Origin of the sequence: Calothrix sp. PCC 6303 (assembly GCF_000317435.1) — a bacterium.
In the GTDB taxonomy this organism is placed as follows: domain Bacteria; phylum Cyanobacteriota; class Cyanobacteriia; order Cyanobacteriales; family Nostocaceae; genus PCC-6303.
Genome location: NC_019751.1, coordinates 6713310 through 6733800 on the forward strand (window position 1 = coordinate 6713310; position 20491 = coordinate 6733800).

Here is a 20491-nt window from a genome sequence, read left to right on the forward strand (position 1 = left end):
CTCTAAGCTGCGCTCAGTGTGTAGCTTAGAAAAATCAACTTCAAGAAAATGTATTTGTTTTTCTTCAAGCCTTCTGATATTTTCTTTTCTACAGTGATTTTTTTGGTCAGAGCGATCGCGTGATGTAACGCTCTAGATTTTTCAATATTTTTACTAAAACTTTTTGATAAACTCCTTAAATTTCACGCTGAATCTGAGTATATCATTTGGCTCTTTAGTTTCTTTTGGTAGAGTCGTAAAAAAATTAACAAGATGAATATAATAAAAATAAAATTGGAGGTATTCCTAAGACAAAAATATATAACCAGTAATCTTTAATAATCAGCTTCATTCTTATATAAAATCCAGCAAGCCTACTTATGTTAAAGTCTTTTCTGTTTTGTGCTTTGAAAAAATCATAGTCTTCTGGTTCATGATTTTCAGAACACTTTTCGATTAAATGCTCGTATTGAAGTGACATATCGCCCAATTTTTGAAGAAAATCTGCATCCCCTGATTTACTGATGATCAAGTACTCAAGTTCTCTTTGCAAGTTTGATATCTCTACTGCATTTTTATGTAGTTTTTCTGCTTTAAGCTGATAATTTTTTGCCCCTTCTAACAAACTAATAGCTAACGTAAATACAGATAAAATCAAAGAAATAGCATTGTATATCTCATTTATTTTCTGGCATTGAGGATTTCTCACAATACCTTGAATAACTGGAATTGCTATACCATATACAGATAGTATTGAAATACTGTTAAGTGAAAATTGGTACTTATTGTTTAGTCTTCGCGCTGCATTGAAACGAGAACCTTTAGTTATCCAAATTCTTCTGCTTAATGATTCAGCGTATTCTTTTGAGTCGCTATTACTGTTCATTTATCAGAGGTATATGCTATGCAGTTATACAATAGAAATAGAAGCATAGTTTGTAAATTCAAAGGCGAGCCTGCCTAGTGATGATAACAACGACAACCACTCCTAAAATAAGCTTTAGGAGGTCAAGCCCCAAAGGGAGTTTGATTACATGCGCCCCTGAACTATTATATCCAGGAGATCCTGCAATCATACGAATGCAGGAGACAGACTCGCTTGTAATGATTCTAACATCACTCATCAATATAACCAACTATCATCTCTCTCTAACTCTGATAAATTTCTCTGCTTAATAGCCTCAAATAACTTTTCAATTTCTTCTCCTGAGTATTCTTTCTCAGGCTCAAGATGCCCTCTTTGTCCAAGAAAATCGCTTTTTTGCTTGACTGTTTGGTAACTATTATAGTCATGTATATAACCACCTTCAGGATTATACTTAGCCTCATAAAAAGCTCGTGAAATTTTTTTTAAGTTAGCGGGAGGAATTCTATCAAAATCTTCCAATCTCTTAAATAAGCCAGCAATTATATTATCTATCTTGTAGAGTACAGACATGTCATTAATAGCACTAAAGTAAAAGATCCAACCATATTTTCGTTTTTCACTAATAGCACCGGTAATTTTTTCATTTAAATTAACAACAAAATTTTCTTTTAACTTATCCACAGCATACTTCGACTGTAAATTTTTTGTTCGATTATGGATGTAACTGCTAAATTTAGCAGTTATTGAATGAATAAACCTTTCTATTGTAGATAACCTAATTGTAACTGTAGGTAATTTAAAGCGATATCCAAGATATTCAAACTCTTCTTGACCGCTCTTTTTGTATGTTTTATTGAAGTTGCAATTAAGGTCGATATTTTTCAATTCACTTTTAAATAATATTTCTATTTTGTCAATTTTATCTTTTTCAGAGAAAATTAATATGTCATCTACATATCGATAATAGACATTAACGCAATTATGATTTTTTATGAGATGATCAAAATCATACAAGTAAATATGTGCAAGAATATTTGATATGGATAAACCTTGTGGTATACCTATACCTTTAGATTCCTTAACATATTCTTTTCTGTCTTTTCGGCTATAATTATTAGGAACAATAGGTGTTTCGATAGCTTTTTTAATTAATGATAATAGTTTATATGATTTTATTCGTTTTTTTAATTTTATGAATAACTTTTCTCTATTAATTGATCCATAAAAATTTTCTACGTCTGCGCGAAGTATACTAACTTCGGAAGGTGATCTACTAGAAACAAATTTTTTAATATCATAAATATAGGTATTAGCTAATTTACGTGGAACACAGTCTGGAAATATTTGAAATAGAATTTCTTTTAATGCATATAAAACAATTCTATCACGCACTGTTGGAATTGCTAGGAGCCTTGGAGGCTTATCTCTTCCTTTAGATCGCAGTAATTCTAGATAGGGTGAAAATCTATATGTTCCATTCAAACACTTCTTCTTGATTACTTTAAACTGTGACTTACTTTGCTTTCTAAATTGAATACCGCTAAGTCGGTCAATACCTTTAGTTGTGCTCGATTCAAATTTGTCATCATAAATTTTCTTCAAAGATTTTATTTTGACAGAAGATTTTAGTAATTCATAAGGTGTTTGAGAGAAATGGGACGAACATAAGGAACTAGGATGAGAGACATTCTTGTCTTTCTCGACTTTTTCTGGCAAATCTAATGCCACTTGTATTTGGGATGTATTGCTCATCTTAGAAAAAATAGATAACTTTGGGCTATCAACATATTTACCCATTTTAGCTACAGATCAGAGCATTATTAAGAACATCAGATTGATTTTTAAATCTTACCTTGAGAAGGGGATTATCGTTGTCAATTTAAAATCACATAGTTAATTGCTGTCAACTTGACAAAGATAGCGTTCAGTGTAAACAAAAGTTTTTCCACCCGATATAAATGTTACACTCACTCGACATCAATGCGAGTCCTTTTGCTCATAGCGATCGCGTGAGTCTAATATTGAAGTAAGTGAACGTTTACGACAGTTATCCACTGTTCTAAAAAATACCCGAATCCCAAAAGCGCAGTCTTCTGGAGGAGAATCGCACTCTGTACTAATCGAAGCATAAAGTACCAATCTAAGCGCAGTTATCGTCCATGCGTGACGCTACAAATACTAATCTACGATCAGATTATCGTAGCGTCACACACCCTACAAGCTGGTATTTTATTTTCCCGGAAGCCCATAACTTCGCCATCAAAACTGATGGATTAAGTTACTCACTCCATCACCTCATTAACTGGGAATCGATCAATTAACTGCATTGCCCGCCGAGCGTTACGATAGAGGGCATCAGAAAGGTGTGGTACGTGGGGAATTTGAGATAGTAAATCAAGGGTACGGCGTAGAATTCGCACTACATCACCTTCATCTAAACTAGTATGTTCACAAAGTTCTACCCATTCAACACCAAGCGCCCATTGTTCCACTAAAGAAATTATGTTGATATAACGGATTTCCAAACCGACGGGAAGGGCAACCCCGTGACGATATTGAACTTTAAGAACTGCTTTGCGGATTTTTTGCAGTCTTCCCCAAGCTTCGTCAACTTCGGCAGATAAATCAAAGCGCACAAAGCTATCAGGACGAGGTGTTTCTGTCACCAGTGCAGCGACAATTGCCGCTAATTGCTGGGGGTCGAGGGCATCTACTTCGCCACTGGAAAGGGCTAAACCTAGCCACAATTCATTTTCACCGCGAATGGCGGCGGCTATTTGTCCTTGTTGGGTGGGAATTAGGTTACTTAAACAGTCGAATTGCTGCAAAATGTCTATTAAATTGACAAATTCTTCCCAGTGACGTTGGGATTGCTGTTGAACATGTGCTTCTAATTCTTCGATTTCTACTGTTAGTTCTACAACACGGTTACGACGTTTAAATAGTGAAGCTGCATTCCCACTTTGATAGAGGGGGTGTGCTTCGATTTGTGCCTGAATTGCGGTGACACGGCTGAGTTGTTCCCTGACTTCTGGTGCTAAGTATGATAAACCTTCTGGTTCGGGAATCGATGATGCGATCGCATTCGTTTCCAAATTACCACGGCGTGAGTGTCCGGGTTTTATTTGCATCTCCGCAGGTGGCAGTAAGTTCTCTGGCACGTCAATTCTGGGAAACTCAGCATACAATTCCACCACGTCTCCGGTTGTTGCGACATACCAACGGTTGTCGCTTCCCAAACAAATTAGGTAGGGTGCTTGTCCCGAACTGGCGGATTTGGTAATTAAAGCAGCGGTAACGGGTGTGGCAACGGGAATATTTTTACCTTTCAATCCTAAGATTGTTCCCGCCACAGCAAACCCCAACATCATCCCCAATTCTTCCTGTCTGGCTTCTACTGCTTGTTCTTGGAGTGTTTTTAACAGTTGTCGTTCAACTTTCAGCCTTTGCCGTAATTTCTCGTAAAGGGCAAGTTCATTTTCGTTCACAGCATCAATTTGGGCTTGGGTTTCACCCAGTTGACGCTGGAGTTCTGCTAAATACTCATACTGAGGTCTGAGGTGAAAATTGGCTAAATATTGTCCAAAACTGCGCTCAATTAGTTCCCTGGTTTGCTCTAAAGTGTGGGTTTGGAGCAAATTCAACACCATGCCGTAGCTGGGTGTAAATTGACTAACTAAGGGATCTGGTTTGGATGTGGCTAAATAGGAGGCTTCCTTGGCACCTTCAAAGGGTGTTTGCAGGGTGACAACATAACCCCGGTCGTCCATTCCCCTACGTCCGGCACGTCCAGCCATTTGTAAAAATTCTGACGCATTGAGTAGGCGATGTCCGTTATCTGTACGTTTAGAAAGGGTTGAAATTACAGTGGTTCTGGCGGGCATGTTGATTCCTGCTGCCAGGGTTTCAGTTGCAAAAACTACCTTAATTAAACCCTGCTGAAACAGTTCCTCCACCAATACCTTCCACGCAGGTAAAATTCCCGCGTGGTGTGCTGCTATCCCTCGATACAGTGGACCTACATGTCCAGCGCGTCCAGCATCTGGATTTCGGGTCAAAAAGTCATCAATTTGCACCCGCAACTTATAGGCTTCATCAGGGTTAACCAGCCACATATCCCCTACATCCGCCACCGATTTATCGCAGCCACGGCGGCTGAAGATAAAGTAAATAGCTGGTAGCATATCTCGCTGTTGGAGATGGCTCAAGACATAATTAATACTGGGGGCTTCTGGTCTACCATTGCGACCTCGATCACCATCACCTTTGCGTTTTTTCCGTTGTGCTAGGCGGGGGTTGATGTGGGTTTTGGAGTCGTTGAGAAGGGGAAAAAGCCCCTTGGTGTTGCCGAAGTAAAATTCTAGAGGAACCGGACGAAAATCTGAATAAATGAGGTCAGTTGGTCCGTGAACCTGATTTAGCCAGTCGGTAAGTTGATCACTATTATCGACGGTGGCTGAGAGGGCAACTAATTGGACTTCGTGGGGACAGTAGACAATAGATTCTTCCCAAACGGTACCGCGTTGGCGGTCATTCATGTAGTGACATTCATCTAAGACTACAGCGTCAACATCTGTCAAAGAGATACCAACTTGACCGATGGGGGTGCCATAGAGCATGTTGCGAAAAATCTCAGTAGTCATCACCAAAACTGAGGCATCGCGGTTGATGGAGGCATCACCTGTTAACAAACCAACGTTATCTTGTCCAAAAGTCTCGCGGAAATCACGGAGTTTTTGATTGGAGAGAGCTTTGAGTGGGGTGGTATAAAAGACCCGTTTCCCCCGTGATAGGGCACGATAGATGGCGTATTCGCCAATTAAAGTTTTACCCGAACCAGTGGGGGCACAAACAACGACAGAACTACCAGCATTGAGAGATGCGATCGCATCCAGTTGGAATTGGTCAAGTTCAAATGGAAATATATTTTTTGGGTCTACTCCGGAAGAAGGTGCAGGATAATTCACTCAATATTAATTACAACCACGTTATATATATTATTCAAGTTCTATCAGGGATTCGCCTGCAATTCACCTAGACGCAACAAATCAAAACTCTAACAGATGATGTTTGTTTCGCTGAAGATGTAAAAAGTAATTATATCTAACTGCGTGGGGATTTTTATCTTAAATATTTATTGACCACAGTTGGCTGTTTAATTTTGACTTTACTTTCCCAGTTCTTGAGAACGGTTAGCGGCAGCTTTAACTGCTTGAATTAAAGCTGAACGAAAACCAGCTTTTTCTAATTCGCTGACTCCAGCAATGGTTGTTCCTCCAGGACTTGTCACCCGATCTTTCAACTCTGCTGGGTGTATTTTTGTTTCCTGTAACAACTTTGCTGTCCCGAAGACGGTTTGTAAAGCCAGTTGAGACGCTACCGCACGAGGCAATCCCACACTCACACCTCCATCTGCTAAAGCTTCCACCATCAACGCCACATAGGCTGGACCACTTCCAGATAAGCCAGTTACGGCATCCATCAAGGTTTCGGCTATCTCCACCACTTCTCCCACTGCGGAAAATAGCTGCCGTGCTGTTTCTCGGTGATTTGCTTCCACATGGCTACCTGGACAAATAGCAGTCATTCCCGCTCCAACGGTGGCAGGTGTATTTGGCATTGCCCTAACTACGGGGAAGTTGGGGAAAGCTGTTTCCAAGTGAGATAAAGACACTCCAGCCAAAATTGATACTAACAAGGGAAAACTACTAAATGGTAACAGGTGGGATATTTCCTGAGCTATGCCAGCAAATATTTGAGGTTTTATGGCTAAAAATATAACTTCTTCACTTGTCGAAAATACTTGGCAGTTATCACCAGTAACTCCAACGCCATATTTCTGGTTGAGAAAATCCTGACGAGAAGCAACAGGTTCACTCACAATGATTTCTGAAGGCTGGTATATCCCCAAATTAACGAGACGAGATAATAGCGCTTCCCCCATTACCCCGCCACCAATTAAGCCAAATTTTACAGACAATTTGGATTTCCTCAAATTAACACTACAAGCATGGGATTTGGAATTTTAGATGTAATCCCGGATCTAAAATCCCAAAGCACCACTTCTATTGTGCCATACGAGCGGCATCTGTTCCCCAAGCTGGATTTGGAACGGATGCGGAACGATTCCGGACTGGAGTTTGAGGTACAGGTACTTCATGAAGGACACCACCTTGGGTACTAACTTGGACACAACTGGGTGTGAATAAAAAGATACTTTCCCCAATTCGCTCTTGATGTCCATCGAGAGCATAGGTTCCACCAGCAACAAAATCCACGGCTCTTTGTGCTTGATCTGGATCCATGATTGTCAAATTTAATACTACCGATTTGCGTTCGCGCAATGCTTGAATTGCCTGGGGCATTTCTTCAAAGGTACGAGGTTCTAACACTAAAACTTCTGAAATTCCGTTAAGTGCTCCTGGCATACCGATCACATTACTCATTGTTTTTGAACTTGTTGCGACATCAGTACTCATTGTAGTCATGGGTTCGCGCCAACGTCGATTCTGAGCAGCAGATTCTTGAGTTTGAGGTGCGGCAGCTGGGGGATTTTGCTCCGCATATGGAGCCTGATAAGTTTCCGGTTCTACTTCTTCGTAGTATTCTTCATATTCTACAGGTTCATTTAAACCAACAAAGTCTCGCAATTTAGAAAATATATTGTTCATTTTTACACGCTCCTGGTGCTGATTACTGCGACTGAAACTGGCAAAGTGATTGGTTATTTCTCTTTGACCATGAAGACACACAAACAATTTAGGAATTCTATCGCTGTTTGTAGCATTTATCACGACTTTTTGTTAATTAACTAACTTTATTAGTCGTCAAGTGTTACATACACGGAATTAATGAGTCAAAATTATATCCTAAGCAGTCTATTCGGCAAAGTTTTTTTCACCCAAATTTTATTTGGATGTACAAATGTAAATACTATATTTAATGTGCTTTAGTGAACTGGGGTTAAATAATAATTTTCGGTATAAAGAAGTATCAGTATAAGTAAATATTGATAATTCAAAATAGTAGATGCCTATATCTGGCAGCAAAGTAGATGAAATAAATTCAATATATTTCTTAGCTTCTGCTACCAAATAGAATGGTTCCTAGCCTTACCATTGTTGCACCTGCATCAATTGCCAGGTGATAATCACCAGACATTCCCATTGATAATTCGGTCATGGGCATATTGATAAAATTGCGTAATTTAACCTCTTTGGCTAAATTTTTAGTAGCATTAAATACATCTAATATTTGATTATCGTTTAATCCCAGAGGGGAAATTGTCATCAAACCTTGAAATTGTAAATTATTGCAATCATTGAGGGCAGGTAAGTCATTTAGAAGTTGGGATGGATTCCAGCCGAATTTAGTGGGATCTGGGAGAATTTTGACTTGAAGGCAGATTTGGGGACTTACTTTTAATTCGGCTGCGAGGGAGTTGAGACGTTGAGCGATCGCTAAACTGTCAACAGAGTGAATCCATTGAAATAATTGCAGGGCTTTTTTAGCCTTATTACTTTGAAGATTCCCAATCAGGTGCCAGGTAATATCAGGTAAATCCTCTAACTCTGCTTGTTTTAAGGCAGTTTCTTGGATCCGATTTTCACCAAAATCACGAATTCCTGCGGCATAAGCGATGCGAATTATCTCCGCAGGAACTGTTTTCGTGACAGCAATGAGACGGACAGATGATGGTAGCTGCGAGATTGTAGTAGAAATGCGTTCGCGTAACTGTTGACTTGTCATCTAGCAAATACTGAATTCATTGGAAAGTGCGTTGAAAAACACTCTGTAGCTGATCGTACTCTTGCGGGGGTCCACTGCGACGAAGGGTACGCATCCTATTTTCCAGCATCATCCTAGCTTCAGTACGTCCAATCGGCTGAAACTTCATGGCTTTAGCTTCGGTTGTTACTACAAAAAATAAGCGTTGAGCATAAAGTGTGGTGAATAGCTCTTGGTTTTCATCTACCATACTAATTCTGTAGAGCAAACCCCAAGTGGGATGGTTGATGTAAGTTTCTGGGCTTTCTGAATTCATTTATGGCTGAAGGTTCAATTACATGTATATCTGTTCGTGATCACTTTCCTCAATACAGACGATAGTGACCCACCTCAATGGAAGATTTGCTTAAAATACAAAAATCTGACTTTGTGCAAACTCGCATCCACCAATATCTACATTGGTCAGTTTCCAGAGAAGTGGGAATATGGTAGCGGTATTCGCCACGACTATCAAAGGCGGCAAAAGTTAAGAGATCGGAAAGCAAAATATCTTAACTTGCTTATCTGCTCCGCTTTGACATTACTGCCTTTCCCATCCTGCCATAATTGATGCGGTTTTGCTGTCTAAAATTTAGCTTTTTTTAACTAATGGTGAGGGAGATAGATTCGGGATTTAGAATTTAAGGGCTGGCATTTATATTGAAAACCCCGTAGAATTCAATCTACGGGGCTTTGGAAGGCTTTTATTGTTGTATGTAGGTAACTGGCTGTAGAAACCTAGTATTCCTAGGTTCCTAGCAATCTCATATTTTTTTTTGTTGTCTGAAGTATCCCGCAGCATCACTTAACAGGAACTGCATCAACATCAATTGTATTTGCTGGAGGGGCGGGGTTTTCTGTGGAAACTGTAGCTTGTCGTGCTTTGAAACCTTCGATTAGCATTTGAGATACTTCTGTTACTAACAATGTCAAAAGAAAAACATCATCTAGTTCACCCACAACAGGGAATAAGATATCTGGAATTAAGTCGATTGGGCTAATAAAATATACCAGTGTTCCTAAGACAACCCACCAACGATATTTGGGATTACGAATTGTGCTGCGGTACCAGTTATACACAGATTGAATTGAAAATTTCATGTTTTGATCCTCTAGTTGTCTTTAATTTTTGCAAATAATGTCCTAAACTTCCTGTGGGAATAACCGTCACATTTTATCTGGTAGATGCTACAAGTGCTCTTCCGTAAAGCTTTAGCTTATTGATATTTATCATAAGTATGGAGTTTGTACATGTATCTTCAGAATTAGAATGGTTTGGAATATTTTGATTTAAAAATTAAGCGAGGAAAAAGATAACTGTGGAAATTATCAACGAATTAAGAAAAGGTGGACCAGCGATGTACCCGTTGCTGGCTTTATCTGTTTTGACTGTAAGTGTAGTTTTTGAACGTCTGTGGTTTTGGTTACGGATATTGAACCAGGAGAAGGAAATTGTTACCCGTATATTGAGTGCAGCTAGTGAAAATTGGGGTTTAGCGAGGGATATCGCCCAGAGAGCTACGGATCAACCTATTGGTAGATTTCTATACGCGCCCTTGAGTTTGCCCAAGGCAGATGTGGAAACCTTTAAACTTGCCTTAGAATCAAGCGCCGAGGATGAACTATCGGGAATGCGTAAGGGAGAGAAGTTTTTGGAAGCTGCGATCGCACTCGCGCCCCTGCTAGGATTATTTGGTACTGTTTGGGGACTTTATCAATCTTTGCGATCGCTTCGCATTGATGATGTGGTGCAAAAATCGGCTGAGGTGACAACCGGAATTGGAGAATCGCTAATTAGTACTGCGGCTGGGATGGTAGTTGCTATTGTTAGCTTGGTTTTTTACCGCTTATTTCAAGCATTTATCGTCAACCAAGTACGTATTTTCCGCAAGGCGGGGAATGAGTTAGAGTTAATTTATCGTGAGTCTCCAGAACGTTTTGCCAGCAGTTTGGCAACATCTACGGCAATTACGGTTGAATCTAACCCCAACAACTTTGGTTTTCCCCGTCGTCCAGCTAAAAATAGATTCAGTTCTGATTCCCCAACTGAAATCTCCGATGAAACTAAACCTTCACAACCGGAAAATTAAAACCAGATTTTTAATTACTCCTCACGACATGATTTAGTTAATTAATTATTTGTCAATTAGACATATACTTGAACCGATGAAAATTAGTTCCCAAACCACAAGTGAAGATGCACAAGTCCAAATTATCCCGTTAATTGACGTTATTTTTTGTATTTTGACGTTTTTTATCTTGGCTGCATTACAGTTTTCTCGCAAAGAGGCTATTAAAGCGATTAATTTGGATTTACCCAAAGCCTCCACAGCAACCACATCACCAGCACTGCCAGGAGATACGAATAAGACTGATCCGCAGCGTTTAATTATCCACATTGACCCCATTAATCAACTTTATGTGATTGAGCCACAGGGACAAAGATTAATTACTCGTGAACAACTGCCGGGAGTCTTGGGAAATTACCTTAAACAAAACCCCAGTGGTACTTTACTTCTAAATGCAGCCCGTTCAGCCCAGTACAATGATGTAATTGAAACGCTAAATGTACTGCGCCAGGTAGGAGGCGATCGCGTATCCTTGGGAGTTATCCAAAATGCATCTGTAACTGAAGAACCTACTACCACCACCGCACCACCCGCACCACTTTTCCCCGCAAGTCCTGGAAGCGCACCCCAACTAGGCAATCCCCAACCAGCTATCCCCAATTTTCCCCCGACTACAAATACACAACCGGGGCAAAATGTCAACCCACAATATGTTCCTAATTCTGGAGTTGCTCCAGTTCAGCCAGGAGTTCCAGTTCCTTCTAGTCCAAGTAGCCCTTAGTGTTGACAGTTTATAGCAGATTTCAGGTGAAGTGAAATACACTCAGATAATGCCTGAAATCTGCTACATATTGCCTAATTTCACCGTTCACAGCTAACTTTTATCTCTAAATTTAAATTTTATGATTGCTTCAACCAAATAATAGGTTGAACAATGAATATCACATCAATTTTAGTTGCTTGGCTAGTCACCTCAGCCAGTTTTTTTGTTATTAGTAAACTACCAATTGGAGTAGATATTGATAGCCCAGATAAAACATTTGTTTCGGCTGCTGTACTAGGTATCATATCAGCATTAGTTAGACCATTATTGAGCTTTATATTTCAAGTTCCCAATGCTTTAACATTTAATATTTTTCCCGCATTTTTCACATTTGCAATCTCAGCAATGTGCTTTGGACTTGCAGCTTCTTTTGTCCAGGGCTTTCGTCTGCGTTTTGGAGCCTGGAGTGCTATTTTAGGAGCATTTTCACTATCTGTTGTGACAAACCTAATTTATCAAATTATACCTTTCTAAAATCATTAACTAGAGTTTAGAGGAAGGAGGGAAAATACAGAATGTAGAAGATCAATAGGTTTTTCCTGCTAACTCATCAGAGCGTAATCTTGAACTCCAAATTTTGAATCTTGAGTTCTAATTTGTAATTCCGAGTTTTCTATTTTGAGTTATTAATTCTAAATTCTAAATTTCCCATTCCCTAAACTTGTCATCAGTTTTCAGTTATCTTAATTTTCACTGCTCACTGCTAGGAGTTGCGGCAACACTTGATTTTTGTTGAGCGCGTTGCTCGCGTTTTTTGCGATCTGCTGCTAGCATATCTGCCATCACCACCATCGCTTGTGCCATTTTATCTAGATTGGAGCGATATAGATCTAAATCCTTGCTGAGTTTGTCCTCGGAGATATTTAAACCTTTGGCAATGCTAACTAAGGCATCATTACGCTGCTTTTCATCCTTGACAGTTTCTGGACTAGCAGCTTCTAGGAGTGAGAACAAGCCAATAGCAAACAAGCGACTATACTTGAATTTGGGATTGGATGCGATCGCGTCCAACTGATTTTGCAATTCACCTGCATTATCAAAGCGCTTTGCTCGACTCAAACAACTAATCAAATCACCGACAGACATACTTGCTGCTACATCTTTTAAGCTGTGAGCTTCTTGCTTGATTTTTTGGGTATCAATTTCAACAGACTGACACAAAGCATGAAAAAGCTGCTCTTTATCTTTTTCTGGATCATAACCCTGCATGAACCGCTCGAATGCTGTGGCAACACCTAAAGCATAAATCGGATTGTAAGTAAAATCAGTATTTACAGAAAGCAGGTGCATTTCCACCATTAACTCTTCCACAACCCGGCGGTAAATGGTGTTGATGGGGCGAGTATGGATACTATAGAAAGTCTTTTTTGTATCGGAGACAGTACGAACGTTATTCACAAAGTTAATTATAGGGCGACGTATGTTTATTCTCTCGCTATTGAGGCGAGTTTGCCAAGTTACAGTAAATTGACATAGGCTGAGTATTAGTTGCTATCGAAACCAATAATTACTTCTTATTGATTCAACTTGTAATAGGATAATTACAAATAGAACCAAAACAATCACTTAGGGCTTGATCCCCATATCGAACACAACTACTCAGCAACAATAATACATCATAACGAATAATTAACTATTATGAACTGCTCCTCCCAGTTGCTCACTCTCGGTAATTATCTAGCTGGCGAATTCGATAATAGCAAGCAATCCCTAGCTGAACCTGCTTGGTTTGTACATTTGCGTTTATGGCATATACCTGTACCATTATTTCCCGAAGATAGTATCACTTTCTTTGCGGAACAGGCTAATATTGTTAACTTGGATCAACCCTATCGTCAGCGTATTATTCGTATCCGTCAGGTAGGTAATGTCGAATCTTCACTACAAGTTCAGTATTATGCATTGAAAGACTATATTTCTTTAGTTGGTGCTGGAAAAGAGCCTGGTAGACTAAAAAATCTGACTCCAGATGATTTAGAAGATTTACCAGGTTGTGTATTGGAAGTAGAAATTAAAGAAACATCACATCACTTACAGTTTATTGCCACACCAGTCGCAAATAGCATTTGCAGCTTTAGATACAACGGTAATATAGTAAGGGTTTCACTCGGATTCGAGGTAACGCAAGAAGAGCTTAAGACCTACGACAAAGGTATAGATCCAGAAACTGGTAGAGCAACTTGGGGAGCAATTTTAGGACCATATCACTATCAAAAACGAAAGCAATCGTCCCTCTCTTAAAATTCCCTTAAAATTAATAACAAATTCAAGGTAGTGCAGCACTGATAAAAATAGGGAACAGTGTGAATATAGGAAAAATTTAGCTCTTCAACACTTTGTCTATTCTGAGTTCCGAAACCATGCACTACTTGTAGTCAATCAACTAACTAGCAATAATATTACGAGGTACACCTTCCAAAGCCTCTTCCTCAGTCTCGAAAATTTCAAAAACTGTGTCCATCATCGTGACTTCAAATACCAGCTTTGCTTCAGGATGGACATTACAAATACGAAAACTACCTTTAACCTTATCTGCATCTCGCATTCCGGCAACAAGAGAGGTTAAACCAGAACTATCAATAAAGTTAACCTGACTCAGATTAACCACAACATGATGACTAAGTTTAGAAATACATTCTTGTAATTTAAGACGAAATTGCCAAGCTGTAGTGATGTCCAGACGACCAGTTGGTGTCAAAACAATCACAGTATTACCATCTTGGCTAGTATAAGATTTTTGCTCGATATGAATCACTGATCTTCCCCTTGACACTCTTAACTAAAATTAGATGCGGTTTCTAAGTAAAGCCCAGAATGGGTTAAGACCGCAAAGATTACTTTCCATAGCAACATTTATATCCTTTTATGACCCGAAACACCAGTATAACAAAAGTAATATTTTTGCCACTATAAAATTTTCATTTTATCAAAGGTAAAGTGTATCACTTGGAGATAATTTGATTTTCAGAACCAAGAAATTTAGCAAAAACAGCTTAGTTAATCAAATATCTTACTGGCTTGTCGGATGCGTACCAGCATTGTAATACTAGAAAAATTCTCAAGAAAAATTCTCGCAGTGAAATCTGAAGATAAAGCTGTGTAGACTTTTGTTCCTTTATTCACGCTCTATCCGGTATATGAGTCAGTCACTAACCCTTTTAATATTTGGAGTTAGTGGTTGACTAGTGCATTTTTAACTGACCTTTTGGCAGTTTTCTATCGCTATTTATGCCAATTAGCCCAATCTTGGGGCTTGAGGAAGGTTTCGTATAATTCAGCTTCAGGAGTATTGGGTTCAGGTTTGTACCCATACTCCCAACGAACTAACGGTGGTAGGGACATGAGGATTGATTCGGTGCGTCCATTGGTTTGTAAACCAAAGATAGTACCTCTGTCAAAAACCAAGTTAAATTCTACATATCGACCCCGACGGTAAAGTTGAAAATCTCGCTCACGTTCACCGTACTCAGTTGATTGACGTTTTTCAACTATGGGAACATATGCAGGCAAGAAAGACTTACCACATTCTTGGGCAAATGCAAAGAGTTCTTCCCAAGTACGGGTTGGTGGCGTGCCAATTTGATTGTTATAAATTGCTGCTGAACTATCTATGTGGGGACCACGATACAAATCTCCGGTTCCGTCTTGATAATCAAAGAAAATACCGCCGATACCGCGTGTTTCGTCCCGATGCTTCAGATAAAAGTATTCGTCGCACCAACGCTTAAATATTGGGTAATATTCTGAGTGATGGCGATCGCAAGCTGTTTTAAAAGTTTGGTGGAAATGAGTTGCATCTTCGGCAAAAGGATAGTAGGGAGTTAAATCGGCACCACCACCAAACCACCATACAGGACCTGCTTCAAAGTAGCGATAATTGAGGTGAACTGTTGGGATATAAGGGTTACGGGGGTGGAGAACCAAAGAAGTTCCAGTTACATAAAAGTTATGTCCTTTAGCTTCGGGACGTTGGGTGAGGATTGATGGAGGTAGTTCGTCACCCCAAACCTCGGAAAAGCCCACACCAGCTTTCTCGAAAATATTACCCTCTGACATAATACGCGATCGCCCACCGCCACCTTCTGCACGTTCCCAATGATCTTCTTTGAACTTAGCCTTGCCATCGACTTGTTCTAGCTTTTGGGTAATGTCATCTTGCAACTGACGCATAAACTGACTGACTCGTGTTTTCGCGTCAGATGGCGGTAGAGATCTGGTTGATTGCCCTTGTACAGCGGGAGAATGGGAGTTAGTCAGCATAAATTTTGAAACCTAAAATTACAATTTCCACCAATAAACTTTTTTTATCTAAAGTTTGGCAAAAGTTATGAGTCAGCCTGAGCGGCAACCTCTCAGCTTTCCCAGCGACTTTCATGTCGGCACCAGCGTTGACACACTAAAATTTGACACGATGATTTAACATCATCAAAATCATTGTCCCTCAAATTGTGTATGGACTTGTGTACGATTTATTTTTTTTAGACAAGTTTGTGTGAATATTTTTGTTATAAACACTGACTGGTGAGGAATGAGGAGAAATACTTCAGGTTTTGATTTCTACATAATGCTTAATAAAGCTCAATATTTGTTCCTTAATTAATGATCATTCCGGCGAAAGTACTGGCTAAAAAGATAATTAGGAGCAATATATTTCGATTTTTACTTTAGGAAAATTTATATTTTTGCCTCCTGGTAAGATACGAATTGAATCCCAATGTGTGACTGTTCTTCCTTAAGGAGGAAGATATGCCGATATCAACAAGCGTACTTATTAAAGTTGTTGTTAATTTTGCCAGTCCAGCACTCAGCCAAAATTTTCAAGTAAGCCGAATCAAACAAATGCTACTAGTAGGCGATGCGTGAAAAGTTGTGTATTGATCGTTGTTGATCCAGCCGAGGAGTGATCAGAAAGCCTGTAGCGATGAGGAGGGTTAGGAAAATGCAGGGTTGGTGGTTAAAATTCATTCGCATTAAACGTCGTCGATTTTGCGCCTCATTAGTGCGAACATATCGAGAAATTAGTCCGGCTTCTGTAGATGAACTTTGGCAAAAAGTAGTAGATTTAGCAGATGTGTCCTGGCACCCACTTTTAAAAAGTACTAATGTTCCATACGGATTAGTACCTAAGCCAGGGTTAATCTTTCAGGCTGTAACTCGTTTATCACCAATTCCCATCCGTATCTTTGTTGAACGCGTTAACCCTAGGGAATTACTAAGTATTCGAGTTCTAGCAATTCCGGGTATCGAAGAACGTATTACATACCAAGTAGAATCCACAGTGTGTGGTACTTGTTTATCTTATTCAGTCACCCTACGAGGTTGGTTATCACCGTTGATTTGGTCATTTTCTCGTCCTTATGCCGATCGTGTGGCTCGTGCGCTGGTGGAATCGGCTGAAGAAGCTGCGTTGCAGGCAGTTTCAGGTCAGCGTAAATCTTTAAATGATAGTTGTTTTGATTTTTAGCTGAAACAGCAGAACGACTATATTTAATTTTTTAATTTTGTGTAACCACCTAACTTTGGCAAAAATTCTGGAATACTTTCGCTTGACTTGGTAGCTAACTGTATTACTTAAAAATTTAGATGCTTTAAACAGCTAATAAGCTCAGTATAAAAGTATTCCTTAAGAGTAGGGAAGATGTTTGAAGATATCACATACTATTGCCAAGGAGAATGCTCATGACGGGTTTTTTGATATTATTTGCAGTTACGGTGGCGGTGTTACTGATTTTATTTGCTCCCAGGAGTTCCTCAAGAGGTCATAGAAGCAAATCCCAGAAGCGTTCTACTAAGAGACAGAACAATTTTTCTAGTACCGCTGGCTGGGAAGGTTTCAGTAACACCATTGATAGCGGTGGATATAGCAGTAGTTACGACGGTGGTGGATACAGCAGTGGCTGTGACGGTGGCGGATATAGCAGCGGTTCTGACGGTGGTGGATATAGCAGTGGCTGCGACGGTGGTGGATATTAAATAAAGGCGATCGCCTGTTGATTTTATACCGGAAATCAAATTAAACTTCATTTTTAGGTAGACAGAGACCTCATCGTTTTACGGCGGGGTCTCTGTCGCTTGGTGAAAGCGATCGCATTGCTTCAACAATAAATCGTTATTTATTACTGTCCCGATGCCAGTTAAAATCCGAATTAGATAATAATTACTGTTTGTCTAAATTTGTTGCGGCAGTAGGGTGGAAAACACATAATGAATAGTATCCTTAATTCTCAAGCAATTTTAGAAGTATTGCGACCAGTACAAGACCCAGAACTCCGCAAAAGTCTGGTGGAACTCAACATGATTCGCAATGTCACAGTTGAGGGTGGTAAGGTAAGTTTTACATTGGTACTTACAACACCTGCTTGTCCTCTGCGCGAATTTATTGTTGAAGACTGCCAAAAAGCAGTAAAAACCCTCCCAGGTGTTACGGATGTGGCTGTAGAAGTAACTGCGGAAACACCAAAACAAAAAGATTTGCCCAATCGCAATAGCGTACCCGGTGTCAAAAACATTATTGCGGTATCTAGCGGAAAAGGTGGTGTTGGGAAAAGCACCATCGCGGTGAATGTGGCGGTAGCACTTGCACAAACAGGTGCCAAAGTTGGCTTACTGGATGCGGATATTTACGGTCCTAATGACCCGACAATGTTAGGACTAAGTGACGCTGCAATTGTAGTGCGACCGCATGAAGGCAAGGACATACTAGAACCAGCCTTTAACCACGGAGTCAAGCTAGTTTCTATGGGGTTTTTAATTGACCGAGATCAACCTGTAATTTGGCGCGGACCAATGTTAAATGGGGTGATTCGTCAATTTCTTTACCAAGTAGAATGGGGAGAACTAGATTATTTAATTGTTGATATGCCTCCTGGTACAGGGGATGCCCAATTAACCCTCACCCAAGCAGTACCGATGGCAGGTGCCGTAATTGTCACCACACCGCAAACAGTAGCCCTGTTGGATTCACGCAAAGGTTTAAAAATGTTCCAGCAGCTAAATGTTCCTGTTTTGGGAATCGTGGAAAACATGAGTTACTTTATCCCCCCCGATATGCCCGATAAAAAATATGACATATTTGGTTCTGGTGGAGGTTCCAAAACTGCGGCAGAACTGGGTGTACCATTACTTGGGTGTGTACCCCTAGAAATTTCTACCAGAATCGGTGGTGATACGGGTGTACCAATAGTGGTGGGAGAACCCGATTCAGCCAGTGCTTCTGCCTTGAGAGCGATCGCACTAGCCATCGCAGGTAAAGTATCGGTTGTAGCTTTATCCTAAAAGTTTGATTTTTGTCTGGTTCCCAGTGCTTGAGCTGGGAATACAGACTTTATCAAGGGGCTAAATTTAAAACTATGTAGATGATGTTTAATAAGTAATATTTAATCGAGATTTAGTAAAAACCTTCTCAGGGCTACATCCACTGGAACAAACAAAATAGTATTGTTCCAATTTTATTGATTAAATTATTTTAAGTATATTTACTTGAAATACGTATCCACAAAAACCACAGAGCGCAGTTGAGGCGCGCTATTTTATATTCATACATAAATAATAAAATCTAAAATCACACAGAATAATGTTACTGAAAAAGTCTTCACGTAATTCTTCCCGCTGGCAATATTGGATCAAACCTTGGCAACAAGTCGATTGGCTATTATTTTTACTCGTCATTGGCATTAGCGTCTTCGGCGGTGTGATGATCCGTAGTACCGAATTAAACCAGAAACTCATCGATTGGCAATGGCACTGGCTTGTGACTGGGATCGGTTCTGCGATCGCACTATGCTTCTGTCGTATGCGTTATGAAAATTTACTCAAATTCCACTGGTTCACCTATGGTATTACCAACTTTAGCCTAGTTGCAGTTATGATTGCCGGAACTAGTGCTAAAGGTGCCCAACGCTGGATTAGTATTGCTGGTTTTAACGTCCAACCCTCGGAATTTGCTAAAGTTGGAATGATCATCACATTAGCGGCTTTACTTCACAAAAGTACCGCTTCAACCCTACCCGCAGTATTCCGCGCCCTAGCATTTACAGCAGTACCCTGGGCATTAGTATTTATACAGCCCGATTTGGCAACATCATTAGTCTTTGGTGCGATAGTCTTAGGAATGTTGTACTGGGCTAATGCGAATCCCGGTTGGTTAATCCTGATGATTTCCCCCATTATTGCCGCCATTTTATTTAGCATCAAATTACCCTTCAGCATAATCATTTCCGATGATTTGACCTTTGGTATCTTAGGAATTATTTGGGCTATTCTCATGGGCTTTGTTGGTTGGAAAACATTGCCCTGGCGACGATTTGGTATCAGTGGTTTTGGTGCGTGGGGCTTAAATATGTTGGGTGGAGAATTAGGAATTCTAACTTGGAATCACGTTCTCAAACCCTATCAAAAAGGGCGATTGACATCATTTTTGAATCCAGATAGTAACCTGCTTACCACCGGATATCACCAACATCAGTCACGCATTGCTATTGGTGCAGGTGAATGGTTCGGGTGGGGACTGAATAAAGGTCCCATGACTCAACTCAACTTTGTTCCAGAACAGCATACAGATTTCATTTTCTCCTCAATTGGCGAAGAATTTGGCTTTATTGGTTGTTTAATCGTACTATCTATCCTGGCTCTAATTTGTCTACGTTTGTTACATGTTGCCCAAACTGCCAAAGATAACTTTGGTTCATTGTTAGCAATTGGTGTGTTGTCAATGATTGTTTTCCAAGTAATTGTGAACGTGGGAATGAACGTTGGTTTAGCACCAGTTGCAGGGATTCCCCTCCCATGGATGAGTTATGGACGTTCAGCTATGCTAACCAATTTTATTTCCTTGGGAATCGTTGAGTCGGTAGCAAATTTTCGCCCCCGTTCTAGATATTGAGAAATATCATCCAAAGCCCAAATTAAGCTGTAGGAGCGCAAAGCCTTGCGCCCTGAGGATGGGATAATTTTTGAATTGGAAATCTCGAAACTACCACACAATTT

The 20491-nt window shown here is 40.0% G+C and carries 19 protein-coding genes; 8 read left to right on the forward strand and 11 right to left on the reverse strand.

The genetic code is table 11. From position 1 onward, the window contains the following. Window positions 1-244: 244 nt before the first annotated feature. The 8 genes from CAL6303_RS27260 to CAL6303_RS27300 all read right to left on the reverse strand — a co-directional run bounded on the left by CAL6303_RS27260 (window position 245) and on the right by CAL6303_RS27300 (window position 9715). Complete coding sequence (locus CAL6303_RS27260) at window positions 245-865, reverse strand: SLATT domain-containing protein (protein WP_015201066.1); 621 nt, start codon at window positions 863-865, stop codon at window positions 245-247. A 237-nt stretch (window positions 866-1102) separates the two neighbouring features. Then, a complete protein-coding gene (locus tag CAL6303_RS27270; protein ID WP_015201068.1) occupies window positions 1103-2644 on the reverse strand; it encodes a reverse transcriptase domain-containing protein in 1542 nt (513 codons plus the stop codon). 485 nt (window positions 2645-3129) lie between these two features. Next, window positions 3130-5814 (reverse strand): DEAD/DEAH box helicase, encoded by a 2685-nt coding sequence (locus CAL6303_RS27275; protein ID WP_015201069.1) that lies wholly within the window; start codon window positions 5812-5814, stop codon window positions 3130-3132. 200 nt (window positions 5815-6014) lie between these two features. Then, on the reverse strand, window positions 6015-6827 hold the full coding sequence (gene proC, locus CAL6303_RS27280) for a pyrroline-5-carboxylate reductase (RefSeq protein WP_015201070.1): 813 nt from the start codon (window positions 6825-6827) through the stop codon (window positions 6015-6017). An 85-nt stretch (window positions 6828-6912) separates the two neighbouring features. Then, complete coding sequence (locus tag CAL6303_RS27285) at window positions 6913-7518, reverse strand: cell division protein SepF (protein ID WP_015201071.1); 606 nt, start codon at window positions 7516-7518, stop codon at window positions 6913-6915. A 406-nt stretch (window positions 7519-7924) separates the two neighbouring features. Next, complete coding sequence (locus CAL6303_RS27290) at window positions 7925-8596, reverse strand: YggS family pyridoxal phosphate-dependent enzyme (protein ID WP_015201072.1); 672 nt, start codon at window positions 8594-8596, stop codon at window positions 7925-7927. A 16-nt stretch (window positions 8597-8612) separates the two neighbouring features. Then, the gene (pipX, locus tag CAL6303_RS27295) at window positions 8613-8891 is read right to left on the reverse strand and encodes a transcriptional coactivator PipX (RefSeq protein ID WP_015201073.1); all 279 of its coding nucleotides are present in this window, start codon (window positions 8889-8891) and stop codon (window positions 8613-8615) included. A 524-nt stretch (window positions 8892-9415) separates the two neighbouring features. Beyond that, a complete protein-coding gene (locus CAL6303_RS27300; RefSeq protein WP_015201074.1) occupies window positions 9416-9715 on the reverse strand; it encodes a YkvA family protein in 300 nt (99 codons plus the stop codon). A gap of 218 nt (window positions 9716-9933) precedes the next feature. Here CAL6303_RS27300 and CAL6303_RS27305 point away from each other — a divergent pair, with 218 nt between their 5' ends. The 3 genes from CAL6303_RS27305 to CAL6303_RS27315 all read left to right on the forward strand — a co-directional run bounded on the left by CAL6303_RS27305 (window position 9934) and on the right by CAL6303_RS27315 (window position 11980). After that, window positions 9934-10704 carry a MotA/TolQ/ExbB proton channel family protein gene (locus CAL6303_RS27305; protein ID WP_015201075.1) on the forward strand — a complete coding sequence of 257 codons (771 nt, stop codon included), beginning with the start codon at window positions 9934-9936 and terminating at the stop codon, window positions 10702-10704. A 76-nt stretch (window positions 10705-10780) separates the two neighbouring features. Next, window positions 10781-11464: an ExbD/TolR family protein gene (locus CAL6303_RS27310; protein WP_015201076.1), complete on the forward strand. Its 684-nt coding sequence runs from the start codon at window positions 10781-10783 to the stop codon at window positions 11462-11464. A gap of 153 nt (window positions 11465-11617) precedes the next feature. After that, window positions 11618-11980 carry a phage holin family protein gene (locus tag CAL6303_RS27315; protein WP_015201077.1) on the forward strand — a complete coding sequence of 121 codons (363 nt, stop codon included), beginning with the start codon at window positions 11618-11620 and terminating at the stop codon, window positions 11978-11980. Window positions 11981-12196: 216 nt separating this feature from the next. Here CAL6303_RS27315 and psb29 read toward each other — a convergent pair whose 3' ends face one another. Then, complete coding sequence (gene psb29, locus CAL6303_RS27320; protein ID WP_015201078.1) at window positions 12197-12904, reverse strand: photosystem II biogenesis protein Psp29; 708 nt, start codon at window positions 12902-12904, stop codon at window positions 12197-12199. Between the two features lie 240 nt (window positions 12905-13144). Between psb29 and CAL6303_RS27325 the strand changes: the two genes are divergently transcribed. Further along, a complete protein-coding gene (locus tag CAL6303_RS27325) occupies window positions 13145-13747 on the forward strand; it encodes a chromophore lyase CpcT/CpeT (protein ID WP_015201079.1) in 603 nt (200 codons plus the stop codon). A 142-nt stretch (window positions 13748-13889) separates the two neighbouring features. Here CAL6303_RS27325 and CAL6303_RS27330 read toward each other — a convergent pair whose 3' ends face one another. Both CAL6303_RS27330 and hemF read right to left on the reverse strand, forming a co-directional pair. After that, window positions 13890-14261: an STAS domain-containing protein gene (locus tag CAL6303_RS27330; RefSeq protein WP_015201080.1), complete on the reverse strand. Its 372-nt coding sequence runs from the start codon at window positions 14259-14261 to the stop codon at window positions 13890-13892. Between the two features lie 467 nt (window positions 14262-14728). Further along, window positions 14729-15766, reverse strand: a complete 1038-nt coding sequence (hemF, locus tag CAL6303_RS27335; RefSeq protein WP_015201081.1) for an oxygen-dependent coproporphyrinogen oxidase — start codon at window positions 15764-15766, stop codon at window positions 14729-14731. Window positions 15767-16445: 679 nt separating this feature from the next. Between hemF and CAL6303_RS27340 the strand changes: the two genes are divergently transcribed. The 4 genes from CAL6303_RS27340 to rodA all read left to right on the forward strand — a co-directional run bounded on the left by CAL6303_RS27340 (window position 16446) and on the right by rodA (window position 20387). Beyond that, the gene (locus tag CAL6303_RS27340; RefSeq protein ID WP_015201083.1) at window positions 16446-16970 is read left to right on the forward strand and encodes a hypothetical protein; all 525 of its coding nucleotides are present in this window, start codon (window positions 16446-16448) and stop codon (window positions 16968-16970) included. A gap of 390 nt (window positions 16971-17360) precedes the next feature. Continuing rightward, a complete protein-coding gene (locus CAL6303_RS31580; protein WP_255348439.1) occupies window positions 17361-17483 on the forward strand; it encodes a hypothetical protein in 123 nt (40 codons plus the stop codon). Between the two features lie 227 nt (window positions 17484-17710). Then, window positions 17711-18781, forward strand: coding sequence for an Mrp/NBP35 family ATP-binding protein (locus CAL6303_RS27350; protein ID WP_015201085.1), 1071 nt, complete (start codon window positions 17711-17713; stop codon window positions 18779-18781). Window positions 18782-19079: 298 nt separating this feature from the next. Continuing rightward, window positions 19080-20387, forward strand: coding sequence for a rod shape-determining protein RodA (rodA, locus tag CAL6303_RS27355; RefSeq protein ID WP_015201086.1), 1308 nt, complete (start codon window positions 19080-19082; stop codon window positions 20385-20387). Window positions 20388-20491: the final 104 nt, after the last annotated feature.